The sequence below is a fragment of the Ruegeria sp. B1 genome, assembly GCF_056535885.1.
The window spans coordinates 2,686,898-2,703,458 of record NZ_JBQFJA010000001.1 but is presented as its reverse complement, the minus strand read 5'-3'; the positions used below and the strand labels follow the sequence as shown (position 1 = coordinate 2,703,458).

The window sequence follows — 16,561 nt, the reverse complement described above, 5'->3', positions numbered from 1 at the left end:
ATCAGCGCACCACGTAGACCGAGACCGTTGAATGCCGCACCACCCGCGCAGCGTTCGGCCCCAGCAAATAGTCCTTCAGATCCGGCTTGTGGGCTCCGATCACAATCAGGTCCGAGCCCGCGCCCTCGGCCGTTTTGAGGATTTCCTGATAGGCTGTGCCGGTGGCCACCACATGCCGGATCGTTTCATTGCGGTCCGATCCCAGCGTTGTGGTGCACAGTTGGGCCAGCTGCTCATGCGCCTCTTTCAACGCCTTGTCGTGATGGTCGGATTCGAAAAACCCCGAGACCCAGGATTCCCCGAAATCCGGCAGCACCGTGACAACATCCAGTTGCGCCCCATCCATATCAGCCATCGCCGCAGCTTGCTTCAGGACCGGGACATCAATTTCGCCATTGCTGATGTCGATGGCACAGAGAACAGATTTTGTCATGCGGTCACCTCTTGTCTGGCGGACCGGCCGCGTTGAAGGAAAGCGATCAGACCCAGCAGAAGCATGGCCGGGATGTAGATCAGCTGTTTGGGAGGCTGGCTGGATGGAAGGCTGACCGAGGTCAGGCGCACGGCCTCATCCCCGTAATAATCGAAATTGCCCAGATCATCCGCCACCGGCGATCCGAACATGGGCTCGTCAAGCTTCACCAGGCCATCTTCCTCGATGAGAAGCAGCCCCATCGCGTCGACCCGTGCGGCACCGCCTTCTTCCGATCCAACCGGCACAACAACCGTGGTATCCACCATCTCCAGCGTGTCGAAATCCGGGCCGCTGATCACCATGCGCACCTCGGTGCCCGGTGGTGTCTGGCCGATTGTCTCGACAAAAGCAGATGGTTCAACGGAGGCATAAGGGGGTGCAAACCGGTCCATGAAGTAGTCCGGTCGGAACAGCGCAAAGGCCACAAAGATCAGCGCGATGCTTTCATAGATGCGGCTGTGGGTCACAAAATACCCCATTGTGCCGGCCGTGAAGACAAGGATCGCAATCGTTGCGAATATGGCGACTATGATGCCTTCCACCCATGTCACATCAATCAACAGAAGATCGGTGTTGAAGATGAAGACAAATGGAAGCGCAACGGTCCGGAGCGAGTAGAAGAACGCCGTGAACCCGGTCTTGATCGCATCGCCGCCGGACACGGCGGCTGCCGCGAAACTGGCCAGCCCCACCGGTGGCGTCACGTCTGCCATGATACCGAAGTAGAACACGAACAAGTGAACCGCGATCAGCGGCACGATCAGCCCGCTTTGCGCACCAAGTTCAACGACCACACCCGCCATCAGCGAGCTAACCACGATGTAGTTCGCAGTGGTCGGCAGACCCATGCCCAGGATCAGGCTGAGGATGCCCACCATCACCAGCATAAGGATCAAGTTACCACCTGACAGGAACTCGACCAGATCGGCCATCACCTGCCCTACTCCGGTCAGGGTCACGGTACCAACGATCACGCCCGCCGTGGCGGTGGCCAGAGCGATCCCGATCATGTTACGCGCCCCGTCGATCAGCCCCTGCCACAGGTCTGCAACACCATCGATAAAGGTGTCGTACATGTTGCTCTGGCCCCGGAACATCGCCTTGAGCGGCTTTTGGGTCAGCAGGATCACAAACAGCAGCGATGTCGCCCAGAAGGCCGAAAGGCCGGGCGATTTTTGCTCGATCATCAGGAAATAGACCAGCACGACAATCGGCAGCAGGTAGTGCAGACCGGCTTTGTAAATTTCCGAGATAACCGGCAGGGTGACTTCTTTTGCGTTCGGATCATCGGGCGCTAGGTCAGGCACCTGTGCGGCCAAATAGAGCAGACCGATATAGATGGCACAGACCACGAGGCTCAAGACCAATCCGGCGGCTGAAGGCACCCAGGTGGTTACGGCATCGACCGGGAATTGCGAGCCATAACACAGGCCTGCGAAGATAAGGAAGAACGACAACATGCCGACAACCGTGCGCGCCAGATGCACGTCGCGGTCACCCAGCGTGGGCATATTCCGCTTAACGGCCTCAAGGTGCACGATGTAGACCAGCGCGATGTAGGAAATCGCGGCTGGCAGGAAGGCATGCGTGATCACCTCGACATAGGAGATGCCGACATATTCCACCATCAGGAAGGCCGCAGCGCCCATCACCGGCGGCATGATCTGGCCGTTCACCGAACTGGCAACCTCCACCGAGCCCGCCTGTTCACTGGAAAAGCCCACTCGCTTCATCAAGGGGATAGTGAATGTGCCGGTGGTCACAACGTTTGCGATGGACGATCCGGAAATCAGGCCAGTCGCAGCCGACCCGACAACAGCGGCTTTGGCAGGGCCACCGCGCAAGTGACCCAGCGCACCGAAGGCCATCTTAATGAAATAGTTCCCGGCCCCGGCTTTATCGAGCAGAGCACCGAACAACACGAACAGGAACACGAACTTGGTCGACACCCCAAGGGCAATGCCGAACACCCCTTCGGACGTGATCCACATATGGCTCATCGCCTTTTTCAGGCTCGCACCTTTCCAGCGGATGACCTCTGGCACCCAATCGGAGGAGCCAAAAAACACATAAACCAGAAAGATCGTTGCAATGATCGCCATGGCCGGACCAAGCGCGCGGCGCGCGGCCTCGAACAGCAACAACAAACCGCCCAAAGCGATCCATTTGTCGGTGTCGTCGGCAAGACCACCGGCGTTTACGATCTTGTCGTAAAAGAAATAGCCGTACAGCGCGACGAACGCGCCGAGAATGCCCATGATCCAATCTTGGATCGGGATATAGTTGCGGGGGCTTGATTTCAGCGCAGGATAGGCCGCGAAGGCCAGGAACAGAGCAAACGCAAGGTGGAACTGGCGGGCGTTGTTCACCACGCTTCCGGGCAAAATATAGTTCGACAAGGGCGACGCCAGAACCACCTGAAAAATCGACCAGATTGCGGCCACGATTGCAAGGAACAAGCCGACATTGCCAGCCGGGTCACGGGCGCCGGCATCGGAGGATGCGACAAGTTCCTGGAGTTCTTCTTCGGATAATGGACGATTGCCCTGTTGATCAGCGCTCATCAGTGTTCTCCCCGTCCTGCGGCCGGTTTCCGGCGCGGTTTTTTGTCCGGTCTTTTACCGGTTGAAAACGAGGCGCCGGACAGCGCCTCGTTTCAGTCTTTTCGGCGGATTACTGAACCCAGCCTTTTTCTTTGTAGTACTTCTCGGCACCCGGATGCAGCGGCGCCGACAGGCCGTCCGCGATCATTTCCTCAGGCTTGAGGTTCGCAAATGCGGGGTGCAGCTTTTTGAAGTCATCGAAGTTTTCGAAGACCGAGCTGACAACCGCATAAACCGCATCATCGGATACGTCTGCCGAGGTCACGAAAGTCGCGCCGACACCAAAAGTCTGGGTGTCGCCATCCGAACCGCGATACATGCCACCAGGAATGGTGGCCGTGCGGTAGAACGAGTTGTCACCGACCAGTTTGTTGACCGCATCGCCGCTGACGTTCACCAGCACCGAGTCGCAGGCTGTTGTGGCTTCCTGAATCGAACCCGACGGGTGACCAACGGTGTAGACCATCGCATCGATCTGGTTGTCGCACAGAGCTGCGGATTGCTCCGCCGCTTTCAGTTCGGTTGCCAGTTCAAAGTCATCGGTGGACCAGCCCATTTCGCCCAACAGAACTTCCATGGTACCGCGCTGACCGGAACCGGGGTTGCCGATGTTGACGCGCTTTCCCTTAAGGTCCTCGAAGTTGGTGATGCCGGAATCAGCGCGGGCCACAACAGTGAACGGCTCGGGGTGCACCGAGAAGACCGCACGCAGGTTTTCAAACGGGCCAGCCTCTTCGAATTTCGAGCTGCCGTTATACGCATGGTACTGCCAGTCGGACTGTGCCACACCGAACTCCAGCTCGCCTTCGCGGATGGTGTTGATGTTGTAAACAGACCCGCCGGTCGATTCGACCGAGCAGCGCACGCCGTGTTCCTTGCGCCCCTTGTTCACCAGACGGCAAATTGCACCGCCGGTGGGATAGTACACGCCCGTCACGCCACCGGTGCCGATAGTGATGAACTCTTCGGCATAGGCCGCCGGAGCCATCATGGCCGCAGTTACAAACGCGCCGAGGCTAAGCTTGCTGCTGTTTTTCATATTATTGAACTCCCAGTTCTTTTTATGGATGGGAGAGCCTTGCGCAGCCCCATCCGGGGCCTTGCCGATACGGCAATTGCACCCGTCAAACAACAGGCGCAAGCATCTGAATTTCCAAAATCTCCCAACATCTTTGACGTTTCATTCCGACACGACACTTGTCAACCCCCGGTCCGGGGGAGACACCCCAAAGCCGCAAATCTGAGGACGTTTCCGAAAGTTTCCCCGTTAGAGAACCGGGAATCTTATACGCGCGGCACGGTCAGGATTCGGGAATTGGACGCGTCTTAAAAACCTGACCGCGCAGGTGCCAGCCCTTTGGGGCCTGTCGGGGCACCGTGGGCGTGATCGGCTATTTCTTCCGTGTAGGAATTTCGATGATGCCAAACAGGAAGGCCGCAAACGCGGACTGGATGGAAATCGCCATCAGACTAAAACCCGCAGCGGTCAGCTTTGTGGTGATAGGATTTGTGATATCACCAAACCCCAGCCGCGCCCATTGCCAAAAGGCAATCCCAAACAGCAAAAGACCAAAAAGAAGCAGCCAGAATGCAAACAGGGCGATGTTATCCGTGGTTGCCCAGTTTCGAAGGATCTTGCTGGGCTCCCCTACGGGCAGTAACCCGCTCGTCGTCCCGATCATCCGCGCCAAGGCCCCGAAGGTTAGCAGTTGGGTCCCCACAATGGTGATCAGGCAGGCCGCCAGAAACGTGTTGGTGCCCAGCTCAACCGATCCGCCGATGTTCACGGACCCGAACATCAGAATCAGCGCGGTCAGGCCACCCAATAAGGTCAGAAACAGACCGGGATACATGAACAGCCATCTGGGACTGTGCATCAAAAGAAATTTGAGATGCCGCCAGCCGTCTCTCCAGGTTCTCAGATGCGGCGCACGGGTTCTGCCATCAGGCTTGAGCGTGGTTGGCACCTCAGCGATTTTCAAACGGCTCATCGCAGAGCGAACAACCATTTCCGAGGCAAATTCCATACCGGACGTGTGCAATTCGAGGTCCTGAATGGCCTCGCGTCCAAATCCGCGCAGCCCACAGTGAAAATCGCCGATTCCGATGTTGAACAGCAGCCGCCCGATAAAACTCAGGACAGGATTGCCGAGATATTTGTGTAAGAAGGGCATTGCACCTTCAGAGATACCACCCCGGAACCTGTTGCCCATGACCAGATCGTTGCCCGCCCGCAGCTCTTGCACAAACATCTCAAGCTGGGAAAAGTCATAGCTGTCATCCGCATCCCCCATGATCACGAATTTGCCGCGAGCCGCCTCGATCCCGCCGGACAACGCCGCGCCATAGCCTTTTTGCTTGACGTTCACGACCCGCGCACCGAGCCTTTCGGCGATTTCGATTGACCCGTCAGTGCTGCCATTGTCGGCGATCAGCACTTCGCCCTTAAGGCCTGCGCCCTCAATAAAAGTCTTGGCTTTTTGAATACAGATTTCGATTGTCTCGGCCTCATCGAGGCACGGCATCAAAATCGTCAACTCCAGCTCTTCTGACGTCTCTTTCACGTCCGCAACATCAGCTTGTACGGCCACAGGAACCTACCTAACAAATCACTACACCAATCGGCGCTAGAGTTGCAGACAAGGCTCTGGAGTCAATGATAGAGTCGCATGGTCCGGGTTTGATTGTATATGATCGACGAAAACACCCCGAGAAAACCATTGTGCGCCAATGGGAAACAATGCCCAAATCACAGAAGGGAAACCCTCATGCTCTGCCCCCTGAAAACTGGATCGTTCGGAGCTGGAGTTTTCCGCTAAATTTCCCTGGCTGGGAGAGGAGCGGAATCGCATGAAAGCATCGAAGTTCACGGAGGCGCAGAAGGCCTTCATCCTGAAGCAGGGCGAGCAAGGCACACCGGTCGCGGAGATCTGCCGAAAGGCTGGGATCAGCCAGGCGACATACTTCAATTGGAAGAAGAAGTACGGCGGCTTGTTGCCTGACGAGATGCGCCGGCTGAAGGCGCTGGAGGACGAGAACACCCGGCTGAAGAAGATCGTGGCGGACCTGACGCTGGATCGGGAGATGCTTCAGGATGTCATTCGGCGAAAGCTCTGAAGCCTGGCCGTTTGCGCGAGATTGTCACCGGGATGTGCGTTGATTGGGGTGTGTCGATCCGGAAGGCTTGTGGGGCCATCTGCTTCGACACATCCACCTACCACTACAAGTCCCGGCGGACGGATCAGGCTGCCGTCGAACGGCGGATCAAAGAGATCGCAGAGACGCGTGTGCGCTATGGCTACAGGCGCGTCCACGTGCTTCTTAGACGGGAGGGTTGGGTGATCAACATGAAGAAGACACGCAGGATTTACAACGAGTTGGGCCTGCAGCTCAGGAACAAGCACCCCAAGCGCCGGGTGAAGGCAAAGCTCAGAGAAGACCGTCATGAAGCCGTCGGGCCTAACGATGTCTGGGCGATGGACTTCGTTCACGACCAGCTCGCCCTGGGTAGGAGGTTGCGCATCCTGACCGTCGTTGACACGCATTCCCGGCTCTGCCCTGCAGCCGATCCGCGCTTCACCTATCGGGGCGAAGATGTTGTGCAGACGCTCGAACGGGTCTGCGGGCAGATCGGCTACCCCAAGACGATCAGAGTCGATAACGGCAGCGAGTTCATCTCGCGGGACCTCGATCTCTGGGCCTACGCCAACGACGTTACCCTCGACTTCTCACGGCCTGGAAAGCCCACGGACAATGGCTTCATTGAGGCGTTTAACAGCAAGCTCCGGGCGGAATGCCTGAACGCGCACTGGTTCATGAGCCTTGCAGATGCCCGCGAAAAGCTGGAGGATTGGCGTCGGCACTACAATGAGGACAGACCCCACAGCGCAATCGGATACAACGTCCCGATTGCCATGCATTATCCCGATGGCGTCACCAGCCCGTCATCGTGATAGAGCCGGAAAAATCTAGCTTCTGGCGGTCCAAGGTTGGGGCTCAAGGCAAGAGCCGGAAAAATCTAGCTTCTGGCGGTCCAAGGTTGGGGCTCAAGGCACTCAAACAGGTCAATGCATGCACGAGTGTGGGTGATTTGGGGCCCGAAGAGGAGATTGGAATTCTTACGCCCGTCAAGGTGGGACATCCTGAATTCCAATGACTTTCGGTAGCACAGACTGAGTGAAATCCCAAAAACAATCCGTGAAATTGTGGGGCAGTCGTTTCAGGTTTCGTCCTTGTACCAGTTGGCGAGCCGGTTCAATTTGTTGTCTCACTCCTGGGTGAACTGTCACAACACATGCCGGTGATGTCCGTTTCGTGGTCACCAAGGGGACCGCCTTCAGTCTCGAAGACCGAATCAGATCTTTCTCCGACGTGTTGGACAACCAGTTCTGGTGGTTCAACGTCGATCCCGATGAAGGATGCCTCTATGACCGCGGTCCTCTTTTCTACGCTTGACCCGCCGGGAATGGATGACGGTGAAACAGTTGATGTTGAACACTGTCATTGATGTTTCCTGACGGTCGGAGGCAAGCAAACGCAGGACCAAGGCACGCTCAGCGAGCTACAATCTCGCCTGGATGTTCCAGCCGCGTCGCCGCCCGGGGTTCTCATAATGAACACATCCCCGGGCAGCAGATTCACCTGATCGTTCCCCGGACCATGCCCAAAAGACGGTTGACGATCGACAAAAGCAACAAACACAACGAGGTTCGCGCTCAGGTCTCGCCTGTAGACGATCTTGCACGAGCTACACGGAATTCCGAATTTGATGTATGGTTACGAGGTCGGGGAGACGATTTTACGCCCCGAACCAACACTTAATCTAAAACTGAATTTTGAGAGGAATTTACTATGTCGGTAGATCAGAATGTCTATCATGTCCTGACGGTTACAGGATTCTCCCCAAACAGTTTTGACGAGGCGGCCAAGAATGCCGTCGACGGAGCGTGGGAGAATCACCACGAGGAATTCGAGTCCTTTGTGTCGTACGAGGTTGTACGGACGGGCGGTAACATTGTGATGGATGGCTCCCCGGTCGTCCATTACAGCGCCACAGTGGCAATCTCTGCAATTCACAAACCACACGCCCACTAGATTGAGAAAGGAGCCCGGTCCCTATGGCCGGGCAATTCACAACGGAAAAGCTGAGCAGCTCTCGGGGTAACCAAGCCAAATACTGCCGTCTTCACCTTTGTTAAATTTAGTTAACTTGACAGTTCCTCACACTCGGCGCCTGCCTACGCAAACCGAGCAACTGGAATTGGAGCTATTCTCGTGAAAAACACACTCATAATTTCGAACACTTTCTGCGCGGCGCTGGTCTTTTCTGTACCGGCATTCGCCATTGAGCTTTCGGCAAATGAAACTCGCAGCTTTCAACACTACAAAGGGAGCGCTCAGGCTGTGCTCGATGCGGGCGAGGCTTTCGAGATTTCTTCCGACAGAGTTTCACAAACTGACCAGGGGAGCAGCTACTCAGGCAATGTTGTTGTAACGCTTGATGACATGAGGTTGGAAGCTGATGCCCTGGTCTTGGTACCTCAGAAGGATGGAAGCACTCTGTTAAGAACCGAAGAGTTCTCATTGTTCCACGCCGACACCAAGTAAGAGGCGGCGACTAAGCAACCGGCCCTGGCAACACTAGGGCCGGATCTTTTACACCATTGAATTTATTACAAACACCTGGCGTCCCTGACGCTCTCTACGACGTAAGCAATCTTACCCATTCACAGCAATACGCTGACCGCTTGAGCCATCTGTGATTGATGTGTGTCAAAGTCCGAGTTGAAGGCAAGAGTTAGCGTCATCGGACGAACGACGAACATAATACATTGGAGGAAGATATGACTTTGTCACCGATGCTTTTTGTGTGTCTCTTTTTCGCTGGATTTGGTATTTTTCTGGTTGGGGCTGGCGTAATTTGGTGGGTTTCTCTGCAGGCCAAGAAGCTTGAGCAGGAACTGCGCCAATAGGCCATTTCGGAGGCGCTATGCGTAAGACTTTCTCAGCACCGGCCTTTTCTCATTTTCACGATCAATGGCATCTATCACCGGGTCTCGACACCGGTGCATATATCTTCTTTTCGGGCGTGACCGGTTGCCGACCCGATGGGACGGTCGCGAACGACCCAGAGGAACAATTCAGGGACGCATTTACGTTTCTCGCGGAAACCATGGCGGAAGGTGACTTGGCTTGGGAAAACATCGTGGAGATGACGACCTATCACGTAGACCTGCGAAAACACCTAGATACTTTTATCAAGGTGAAAGACGAGTTCGTCGAGGCTCCCTATCCCGCTTGGTCCTGCATCGGCACAACAGAGCTGATTACCGAAGGAACTCTGGTAGAAATCAGGGTTGTATGCCAACGACCTTCAGACGAGTAAGCAGTTACTCTTGATGAAAGAGATCCGAACTAAGTTCTTTCCCCAACATCTGTTACGATACTACCCGCAGTATCCGGCCCGATTGAACCGTGATTTAGCTTCTTGCGCCTCCAAGTGCTTATACCTGCTCCCCCAAATACCGGGCGCAGTCCAGGGCGTGTCCAGCAGCGATGACTCTAGCACTCAAGTTTTCACCATCGACATAGCATGTACCGATACGGCGGTCTCTGTTCATCTCGCCTGTCAGTTCGCATCGCACAGTTTTGTCTTGCAGGCAGTTTATCATCCACCGGTCGCTTATACTCAGAACCCTCGCCAACTTCATGACGGGCTCGGGTAATTCTCACCAGTTGCGATGCCGTTTCCACTAACTTTTTCGAAAGCACCGCACAGATTCGAACCCCCTCCAAAAAGCCGGAACAGAACAGGACCAGAACGTGAAACTGTGAGCAAGCAGTGTGAGTACACTTACTTCCTGTACTCCAATCCGACGAACGGAAAGCAGATTTTCTTTTTTAGATCAATGTGGTGCCCAAGGAGAGACTCGAACTCTCACGCCCGTGAAGGCGGGGGATTTTGAATCCCCTGCGTCTACCATTCCGCCACTTGGGCCACGGTCCTTGGATTAGCGTCCAACTCAGGGAAGGTCCAGAGGCAAAAAACCGACCGTCAGGCGGATTGTGCCGGTGACGGCGGTTGACGGTGCGACGAGCGCATGGTTTGGCTTGCACGGCCTGAGGTTGGGATTTGAGTATATTATGTTGCGATCGCTTTACGACTGGACCATCCGATTGGCGGAACATCCGCATGCCTTGTGGGCCCTGGCCATCGTGGCCTTTGTCGAAAGCTCATTTTTTCCAATCCCGCCGGATGTGCTGATGATCCCAATGATTCTGGCCCGCCCCTCGCGGGCATGGCTGATCGCGACCGTGGCCTTGGTGGCCTCGGTGTTGGGCGGGCTGTTGGGGTATGCGATTGGGGCATTCGCCTATGAGAGCGTCGGGCAACCCATTCTCGCAGCCATGGGCAAGACCCAGGCCATGGAGGAATTCAACACCCGCTTTAACGACTTTGGCTTTTGGGCCGTGCTGACCGCCGGTGTCACGCCCTTTCCCTACAAGGTCATCACCATTATGTCGGGGTGGACGGGTATGCCGCTAGCCACCTTTGTCGCGACATCCATATTGGCGCGGGCGCTGCGATTCTATCTGGTCGCCGGGTTGCTGTGGGGATTTGGAGAGCCGATCCGGGAGTTCATCGAAAGACGTCTGGGCCTGATGTTCACACTGTTCATCCTCTTGCTGTTCGGCGGTTTCCTGGCGGTGCGGTATCTATGAGCAGGCGAACGACATACCTCATTCTTGCCACAGGCGGCTCTGCCGCGCTGTTGCTGGCCGCTTGGGGGTTTCAGTATCTGGGGGGGATGGCCCCCTGCCAGATGTGCGTCTGGCAGCGATACCCGCATGGGGTGGCGATTGCGATCGGGGCGGTTGCGCTGGCCCTGCCCGGGCTACGGCTGTTGCCAATGTTGGGTGCCTTGGCGGCCCTGACTACGTCGGGCATCGGCTTTTATCACGCAGGCGTCGAGCAAGGTTGGTGGGAAGGCCCGTCCAGCTGCTCCGCCGGCGATATTGGCGGTTTGTCGGCTGAAGAGCTGATGAACCAGATCATGGCGGCCCCGCTGGTGCGGTGCGATGAAATCCCGTGGGAATTTCTGGGGCTATCGATGGCAGGGTGGAATGCGCTGATCTCGGCCGGGCTGGTCTTGGTGTGGCTCGCCGCCTGGCGCACGCGCTGATCCGCTTTAGGCGTCCAGTTCGGCATCCCAGTACAGAAAGTCGATCCAGCTTTCATGCAGATGGTTGGGCGGGAATTTGCGACCGATATTGCGCAAGGCTTCTGCATCCGGCTGCCGGGGCGGTTTGCGCAGGGTCATGCGCGCCTGTCTCAGCGACTTGGACCCTTTGCGCAGATTGCACGGGCTACAGGCCGCAACCACGTTTTGCCAACTTGTGACGCCCCCCGCGGCGCGCGGCACGACGTGGTCAAATGTCAGCTCGCCGCGGCTGCCACAGTACTGGCACTGGAATTCGTCCCGCAGAAATAAATTAAAGCGCGTGAAGGCCACGCGCTTTCTGGGTTTTACATAGTCTTTCAGGACAACGACCGAGGGTATTCGAATCTCGGTACTGGGGCTTCGGACAACTTCGTCATACTCGGCGACGATATCGACCCGGTCGAGCCAGGCGGCTTTGATCGCCTCCTGCCACGGCCACAGAGACAGCGGATAATAGGACAAGGGACGGTAATCGGCGTTCAAAACCAATGCCGGATGATGCTTGAGCGCACCTGGCTCCCTGACAAATTCGGTCCTGAAATCTCCGTCCATACCTGAATAGCTCCTCGCTCTCAGCTGCCCGTTTGTGACACCAGAGCGGAGAGCACCCGCCCCGGCCTTATGGTGACTATATATCGTGGTAAATCCCTGACAAGCCCTGAGTTTCCACTATATGTCGCTGATTGGGTACGCCGAATCCGTAACAGGCGCATGACAGTTATCCACAGGTTGCATCCGCTGTGTCGCCCGCGCTATGGCGGGCGTATGTCGTGGTTCATTCGCTTCAACAAACCGTTTGATGTTCTGCCGCAATTCACCGACCGGTCACATACCGAGTCGCCGCGCAGCACACTGTCGGACTTCATCGACCTGCCGGGCGTGTACCCGGCGGGACGGTTGGATCGGGACAGTGAAGGTCTGATGCTGCTAACCGACACTGGGCGTTTGCAGGCGCAGATTTCCGACCCCAAGCATAAAATGGCCAAGACCTATTGGGTTCAGGTCGAGGGTGAGCCGGACGACGTTGCGCTCAAGACCTTACGCGCCGGTGTCGAGCTAAAAGATGGCCCGACCCGCCCGGCCAAAGCGCGCCAAATTGAGGAACCGCCTGCGCTATGGCCCCGCACGCCACCGATCCGAGTGCGCAAGACTGTGCCGGACAGTTGGATTGAACTGACACTCCGCGAAGGCAGGAACCGGCAAGTGCGGCGGATGACGGCTGCGGTGGGCCTGCCCACGCTGCGCCTGATCCGCTGCCGGATCGGAGACTGGACACTGGACGATCTGGCCCCCGGACAGTGGGAAAGCTTACCGCTGCCCACGCTGCACGCGGCCCCCCAGCGAAAGCGGGACCGTCGCGCCCGCCGGTGACAGGATGACGCCGCATCTGCTAGACTGGTCTCATGAAACTGACACCTGGCATACCGACCCCAAAGGCCATTCTGGAAGCAGCGCTGTATGTCGACGATCTGGACGCGGCTGAGCAGTTTTATGGCGAGGTTCTAGGACTTGAACGCATTCAGCGGATCACTGACCGGCACGTATTCTATCGCATTGGCGGGTCGGTTTTACTGTTGTTCAACCCTGACCAGACCGAACAACCGCCTGGTAACCCGGATCTGCCCGTGCCGCCGCACGGGACCCGCGGCGCCGGCCATGTCTGTCTGGTCCTGACACGGGATGAAATCGCGGCAATGCGCAAGCACCTGCTGGATTGGAACATTCCTGTGGATGCCGAGTTTGACTGGCCAAGCGGCGCGCGATCTCTTTACGTGCGCGACCCGGCCGGAAACTCTGTCGAATTTGCCGAAAGCTGGCTGTGGGACTAACCCGAAAGGTTAGTTAAGGGGCTGTTTTTCGCCGCCCACAACCCGGTAAATTTCGCTGGACACGATGCCGACCTCTGCCAGCGCGGCCCGGAAGGTCGCCATATGCGCGGTCGCAAAATGCGCCTCGAGCGCGGCCTGATCCCGCCATTCTTCGTAAACCCGAAACCGCGCCTCGTGCCCCAGGACCTGGCTGAACTCATAGACAAAACAACCGTCTTCTTTAATTGTCTCACACACCATGATCCGCGCCGCCGCGCGCGCCTTGTTCACACCATCTGCGGAAACTTCCACAACACCTGTCACGATCAGCATCCATTCACTCCCTGAGAAGGTACCTTTTCGAGATTCTGTTTACCGGCGTGCCATCCCGCAGGGGCACACCGTAATCGACCGAGAAGTCCCGAAACCCTATTTTTTCGTAATAGCTTAGACCAAGAACGTTATCCGCCCGTATCGTCGCGTTGATCGCCTCAAAGCGCAAGGCGCCAGCGATCTTGGCCGTCTCATCAAACAACGCGCGTCCCGCGCCCCTTAAGACAGGTGACCGGCGGGTAAATGTAGCGATGTCCACACAATCCTCGGGCAAGTCTTCGTTCACACCCAACCATTGGAAGCCCGCCACTTCACCCTGATCGTCCAGAGCGACATGACTGCATATTGTGTCCGCCCCGTTCAGGTAGCTTTGTGCAAACAACGCCTCAGAAAACGGGATCTCCAACGCGGTTGTGCCCCCTGCGGCAATGATCTGGTTGAGGGTGTTGCATGCCGCTGGCACATCCTCGCGCATCATGGGGCGCACCGCGATCATGGTTACAGGCTCAGCTTGTCGCGCATGAAGGCCAACGCGACGCTCAGCCCGTCCGGCGCAATGCCATGGCCGGTCCCTTTCATGACATGGGCATAGACTTCCTTGAAACCCGCTGCTTGCAAGGCCTCTGCAGCTTGCGGAAGCGATTGTGGGGGCACCACATCATCGGCATCTCCATGCACCAGCAGGATCGGCATCTTGCTGACAACTTCGTCCGGCAACAGATCGGGTTCCAGCAAGCGACCGGAAAAGGCAACAACGCCGGCCACCGGGTCTTCGCGGCGCGGGGCGACATGCAGGCTCATCATTGTGCCCTGCGAAAAGCCAAACAACACGACCTGTTCCGGCAGCACGTCTTCGTCGACCATCAGCGCATCGAGAAAGGCATTGAAGTCCTGAACGGCCATCTCCATGCCACGCTGCGCCACTTCCTCGGACGAGCCATCAATCCACGGGATCGGAAACCACTGATACCCGTTGGGCATTCCGGGGATTTGCTCAGGCGCGTCGGGCGCGACAAACAGCGTGTCGGGCAAATGCTCACCCAACGGGTCGGCCAACCCCAGCAGGTCGGCCCCATTGGCGCCATAGCCGTGCACGAACACCACGACCGAGCGTGTGTCGCCCGAAACCGGCTCTTTCCGGAGCGCATTCAAAACCCGTGTCATCTGATCCCTTCTCTCTGTTTGGCCACGCGGTAATAGGCCCACAAAACTCGCGCCGCAACCGACCGCCAGGGCGACCAGTCCTCGGCCATCTGCCGCAATTCCTTGTCAGTCGGGCGTTCCGGCAACTCATAAAGAATCCGTGCCGCTTCCTGCAGCGCCAGATCGCCGGGCGCGATGACGTCTGCCCGTCCCAGCGAAAACATCGCATATATTTCAGCGGTCCAGACACCAATCCCCGGGACCTCGGTCAAAACAGCAACGACATCCTGATCCGAGGCGTCGCGCAACGACGTGTAATCAATGCGCGCCTCGGCCAATGCACGGGCGTAGCGGATTTTCTGGCGGCTCAGGCCGACAGCGCGCAGATCGTCATCCGTGGCCCACATGATCTTGCGGGGTCCGGTCAGCTTCGCCTCTTTCAGGCGGTTCCAGATCGCATTGGCAGACGCCACGCTTACCTGCTGGCTGACAATCGCACTCAGCAATTGCGCAAACCCGTCCGGACGGCGACGCAGAGGCAACGGACCGGTCTGGGTTATCGCATAGGCCATACGCGGGCACGCTTCGGACAGCCACGCGGCCCCTTCAGATACGCAGTCTGGCGTTTCGATGATGCGTCCGACGGTCATGCGCTCTCCGGATTTTGATACCTGCCGCACGTTAGGCGGCTGTGTCGCATATGCAAGCCGCTTGTGCGCAATCGTTTTCGCCGATACGGATGTGCGCATGACGATGACCACCGCCACCCCGGACGACTCGCAGGCCAAGCGCAATGTGGCTGTTCTGGTCGCCGCGCAGTCCATTCTTGGGGCGCAGATGCCGATGATCTTCATTGTCGGTGGGCTGGCCGGGCAATCGCTGGCCAGCAATCCCTGTTTGGCGACTCTGCCCATATCGTTAATCGTTCTGGGCTCGATGCTGGCAGCCACGCCCGTCTCGGGCATCATGCAGAGATGGGGTCGACGCGCCGGTTTCCTTGTCGGGGCGACAGCGGGCGCGCTTGGGGGCCTGATCGGGGCCTATGGCCTGTACCTGGGGTCGTTTTCGATCTTTCTGGTGGGCAGCCTGTTGACCGGTATCTACATGAGCGCGCACGGCTTTTACCGATTTGCGGCGGCGGACACTGCCTCGGACAGCTTTCGGCCCAAGGCGATCTCTTACGTCATGGCTGGTGGGCTGGCAGCGGCCATCATCGGGCCGCAGATCGTCAAACTCACGTCGCAAGCCTATGTGATTCCGTTCCTCGGCACGTATATCGCAGTGATCGCGGTCAACGTGATCGGGTCTGGTCTGTTCTTCTTTCTCGACATCCCGACCCCACCGAAACCGGCAGCCGACACGCCACGAGGCCGGTCACGGTTGGAGCTGTTGAAAACCCCGCGCATCGCGGTGGCCATCATTTGCGCCATGGTGTCCTACGCGCTGATGAACCTTGTCATGACGTCAACACCGCTGGCGGTTGTTGGCTGCGGCTTCAGTGAAAACGATGCTGCGGATATCGTCACCAGCCATGTGCTGGCCATGTATGTGCCCAGCTTCTTCACAGGCCATCTGATCGCACGGTTTGGGGTGGAAAAAATCGTTGCCCTCGGCCTGGCCATTCTGGCCGGAGCCGGCGCCGTGGCCCTGCAAGGCGTTGAGCTGGAAAACTTCTACATTGCGCTGATTCTGTTGGGCGTCGGCTGGAACTTTGGCTTTATCGGCGCCACCAGCATGTTGGCGGCCTCGCACGAGGTGCATGAACGCGGGCGGATGCAGGGGCTGAACGACCTGTTGGTGTTCGGAGGCGTCACCCTTGCCTCGCTGGCATCTGGTGGGTTGATGAACTGTTCCGGTGGGTCACCAGTTGAGGGCTGGACAGCAGTCAATCTGGCCATGATCCCGCTTCTGACACTGGCCGGTGGCGCGCTGTTGTGGCTGGTGCTGCGGCCCGCTGACCCGGAAACCGCCTGAGCC

18 protein-coding genes and 1 tRNA gene are annotated in these 16,561 nt (G+C 57.5%); 9 read left to right on the top strand and 10 right to left on the bottom strand.

The genetic code is table 11. The features are described from left to right. Position 1: 1 nt before the first annotated feature. From ACR3ES_RS13330 to ACR3ES_RS13315, 4 genes are all read right to left on the bottom strand, one after another. The gene (locus tag ACR3ES_RS13330) at positions 2 to 433 is read right to left on the bottom strand and encodes a universal stress protein (RefSeq protein WP_170434736.1); all 432 of its coding nucleotides are present in this window, start codon (positions 431 to 433) and stop codon (positions 2 to 4) included. Next, entirely contained in the window at positions 430 to 3,039 is a 2,610-nt protein-coding gene (locus tag ACR3ES_RS13325; protein WP_170434738.1) for a TRAP transporter permease, read from the bottom strand. The genes ACR3ES_RS13330 and ACR3ES_RS13325 overlap by 4 nt, the downstream gene beginning before the upstream one ends. A gap of 109 nt (positions 3,040 to 3,148) precedes the next feature. Continuing rightward, the gene (locus ACR3ES_RS13320; protein ID WP_170434740.1) at positions 3,149 to 4,117 is read right to left on the bottom strand and encodes a TAXI family TRAP transporter solute-binding subunit; all 969 of its coding nucleotides are present in this window, start codon (positions 4,115 to 4,117) and stop codon (positions 3,149 to 3,151) included. A gap of 352 nt (positions 4,118 to 4,469) precedes the next feature. Continuing rightward, positions 4,470 to 5,669: a glycosyltransferase family 2 protein gene (locus ACR3ES_RS13315; RefSeq protein WP_480425459.1), complete on the bottom strand. Its 1,200-nt coding sequence runs from the start codon at positions 5,667 to 5,669 to the stop codon at positions 4,470 to 4,472. Positions 5,670 to 5,928: 259 nt separating this feature from the next. Here ACR3ES_RS13315 and ACR3ES_RS13310 point away from each other — a divergent pair. The 4 genes from ACR3ES_RS13310 to ACR3ES_RS13295 all read left to right on the top strand — a co-directional run bounded on the left by ACR3ES_RS13310 (position 5,929) and on the right by ACR3ES_RS13295 (position 9,463). Further along, positions 5,929 to 7,031, top strand: a protein-coding gene (locus ACR3ES_RS13310; RefSeq protein WP_170438333.1) for an IS3 family transposase whose coding sequence is annotated in 2 segments (ribosomal slippage) — positions 5,929 to 6,190 and positions 6,190 to 7,031 — 1,104 coding nt in all. Because the reading frame shifts where the segments join, the coding sequence is not laid out codon by codon here. Positions 7,032 to 7,929: 898 nt separating this feature from the next. Next, positions 7,930 to 8,172, top strand: coding sequence for a dodecin domain-containing protein (locus ACR3ES_RS13305; RefSeq protein WP_170434741.1), 243 nt, complete (start codon positions 7,930 to 7,932; stop codon positions 8,170 to 8,172). Positions 8,173 to 8,352: 180 nt separating this feature from the next. Next, positions 8,353 to 8,685: an LptA/OstA family protein gene (locus ACR3ES_RS13300; protein WP_170434743.1), complete on the top strand. Its 333-nt coding sequence runs from the start codon at positions 8,353 to 8,355 to the stop codon at positions 8,683 to 8,685. Positions 8,686 to 9,067: 382 nt separating this feature from the next. After that, positions 9,068 to 9,463: a RidA family protein gene (locus ACR3ES_RS13295; protein ID WP_170434745.1), complete on the top strand. Its 396-nt coding sequence runs from the start codon at positions 9,068 to 9,070 to the stop codon at positions 9,461 to 9,463. Positions 9,464 to 9,989: 526 nt separating this feature from the next. On the opposite strand, the gene ACR3ES_RS13290 is transcribed toward ACR3ES_RS13295, so the two are convergent. After that, positions 9,990 to 10,075, bottom strand: a tRNA-Leu gene (locus ACR3ES_RS13290). A 146-nt stretch (positions 10,076 to 10,221) separates the two neighbouring features. Between ACR3ES_RS13290 and ACR3ES_RS13285 the strand changes: the two genes are divergently transcribed. Next, complete coding sequence (locus tag ACR3ES_RS13285; RefSeq protein WP_170434871.1) at positions 10,222 to 10,800, top strand: YqaA family protein; 579 nt, start codon at positions 10,222 to 10,224, stop codon at positions 10,798 to 10,800. Then, positions 10,797 to 11,261 carry a disulfide bond formation protein B gene (locus tag ACR3ES_RS13280; RefSeq protein WP_170434873.1) on the top strand — a complete coding sequence of 155 codons (465 nt, stop codon included), beginning with the start codon at positions 10,797 to 10,799 and terminating at the stop codon, positions 11,259 to 11,261. The genes ACR3ES_RS13285 and ACR3ES_RS13280 overlap by 4 nt, the downstream gene beginning before the upstream one ends. 6 nt (positions 11,262 to 11,267) lie before the next feature. Here ACR3ES_RS13280 and ACR3ES_RS13275 read toward each other — a convergent pair whose 3' ends face one another. After that, positions 11,268 to 11,852 (bottom strand): HNH endonuclease, encoded by a 585-nt coding sequence (locus ACR3ES_RS13275; protein WP_170434875.1) that lies wholly within the window; start codon positions 11,850 to 11,852, stop codon positions 11,268 to 11,270. Positions 11,853 to 12,065: 213 nt separating this feature from the next. Between ACR3ES_RS13275 and ACR3ES_RS13270 the strand changes: the two genes are divergently transcribed. Further along, positions 12,066 to 12,671, top strand: a complete 606-nt coding sequence (locus tag ACR3ES_RS13270) for an rRNA large subunit pseudouridine synthase E (RefSeq protein ID WP_170434966.1) — start codon at positions 12,066 to 12,068, stop codon at positions 12,669 to 12,671. A 32-nt stretch (positions 12,672 to 12,703) separates the two neighbouring features. Continuing rightward, positions 12,704 to 13,129 carry a VOC family protein gene (locus ACR3ES_RS13265; protein WP_170434877.1) on the top strand — a complete coding sequence of 142 codons (426 nt, stop codon included), beginning with the start codon at positions 12,704 to 12,706 and terminating at the stop codon, positions 13,127 to 13,129. Positions 13,130 to 13,138: 9 nt separating this feature from the next. Here the strand turns inward: ACR3ES_RS13265 and ACR3ES_RS13260 are convergent, their stop codons facing one another. From ACR3ES_RS13260 to ACR3ES_RS13245, 4 genes are read right to left on the bottom strand one after another with little or no spacing between them, the layout of a single operon-like run. Beyond that, a complete protein-coding gene (locus ACR3ES_RS13260) occupies positions 13,139 to 13,441 on the bottom strand; it encodes a putative quinol monooxygenase (RefSeq protein ID WP_170434879.1) in 303 nt (100 codons plus the stop codon). 4 nt (positions 13,442 to 13,445) lie between these two features. Beyond that, entirely contained in the window at positions 13,446 to 13,937 is a 492-nt protein-coding gene (locus ACR3ES_RS13255) for an N-acetyltransferase family protein (protein WP_480425456.1), read from the bottom strand. A gap of 2 nt (positions 13,938 to 13,939) precedes the next feature. Beyond that, on the bottom strand, positions 13,940 to 14,605 hold the full coding sequence (locus tag ACR3ES_RS13250) for an alpha/beta fold hydrolase (RefSeq protein ID WP_170434881.1): 666 nt from the start codon (positions 14,603 to 14,605) through the stop codon (positions 13,940 to 13,942). Then, positions 14,602 to 15,234, bottom strand: a complete 633-nt coding sequence (locus ACR3ES_RS13245; protein ID WP_170434883.1) for a DNA-3-methyladenine glycosylase 2 family protein — start codon at positions 15,232 to 15,234, stop codon at positions 14,602 to 14,604. The genes ACR3ES_RS13250 and ACR3ES_RS13245 overlap by 4 nt, the downstream gene beginning before the upstream one ends. Before the next feature lie 97 nt (positions 15,235 to 15,331). Between ACR3ES_RS13245 and ACR3ES_RS13240 the strand changes: the two genes are divergently transcribed. Beyond that, positions 15,332 to 16,558 carry an MFS transporter gene (locus ACR3ES_RS13240; protein WP_170434886.1) on the top strand — a complete coding sequence of 409 codons (1,227 nt, stop codon included), beginning with the start codon at positions 15,332 to 15,334 and terminating at the stop codon, positions 16,556 to 16,558. Positions 16,559 to 16,561: the final 3 nt, after the last annotated feature.

What these genes read in the sequence shown, in the direction of transcription:
- ACR3ES_RS13250 (WP_170434881.1), bottom strand. Translation starts at nt 14,605, where the DNA reads ATGACACGGGTTTTGAATGCGCTCCGGAAAGAGCCGGTTTCGGGCGAC.
- ACR3ES_RS13295 (WP_170434745.1), top strand. Translation starts at nt 9,068, where the DNA reads ATGCGTAAGACTTTCTCAGCACCGGCCTTTTCTCATTTTCACGATCAA.
- ACR3ES_RS13330 (WP_170434736.1), bottom strand. Translation starts at nt 433, where the DNA reads ATGACAAAATCTGTTCTCTGTGCCATCGACATCAGCAATGGCGAAATT.
- ACR3ES_RS13280 (WP_170434873.1), top strand. Translation starts at nt 10,797, where the DNA reads ATGAGCAGGCGAACGACATACCTCATTCTTGCCACAGGCGGCTCTGCC.
- ACR3ES_RS13305 (WP_170434741.1), top strand. Translation starts at nt 7,930, where the DNA reads ATGTCGGTAGATCAGAATGTCTATCATGTCCTGACGGTTACAGGATTC.
- ACR3ES_RS13275 (WP_170434875.1), bottom strand. Translation starts at nt 11,852, where the DNA reads ATGGACGGAGATTTCAGGACCGAATTTGTCAGGGAGCCAGGTGCGCTC.
- ACR3ES_RS13320 (WP_170434740.1), bottom strand. Translation starts at nt 4,117, where the DNA reads ATGAAAAACAGCAGCAAGCTTAGCCTCGGCGCGTTTGTAACTGCGGCC.
- ACR3ES_RS13325 (WP_170434738.1), bottom strand. Translation starts at nt 3,039, where the DNA reads ATGAGCGCTGATCAACAGGGCAATCGTCCATTATCCGAAGAAGAACTC.
- ACR3ES_RS13245 (WP_170434883.1), bottom strand. Translation starts at nt 15,234, where the DNA reads ATGACCGTCGGACGCATCATCGAAACGCCAGACTGCGTATCTGAAGGG.
- ACR3ES_RS13255 (WP_480425456.1), bottom strand. Translation starts at nt 13,937, where the DNA reads ATGATCGCGGTGCGCCCCATGATGCGCGAGGATGTGCCAGCGGCATGC.
- ACR3ES_RS13240 (WP_170434886.1), top strand. Translation starts at nt 15,332, where the DNA reads ATGACGATGACCACCGCCACCCCGGACGACTCGCAGGCCAAGCGCAAT.
- ACR3ES_RS13260 (WP_170434879.1), bottom strand. Translation starts at nt 13,441, where the DNA reads ATGCTGATCGTGACAGGTGTTGTGGAAGTTTCCGCAGATGGTGTGAAC.
- ACR3ES_RS13265 (WP_170434877.1), top strand. Translation starts at nt 12,704, where the DNA reads ATGAAACTGACACCTGGCATACCGACCCCAAAGGCCATTCTGGAAGCA.
- ACR3ES_RS13285 (WP_170434871.1), top strand. Translation starts at nt 10,222, where the DNA reads ATGTTGCGATCGCTTTACGACTGGACCATCCGATTGGCGGAACATCCG.
- ACR3ES_RS13270 (WP_170434966.1), top strand. Translation starts at nt 12,066, where the DNA reads ATGTCGTGGTTCATTCGCTTCAACAAACCGTTTGATGTTCTGCCGCAA.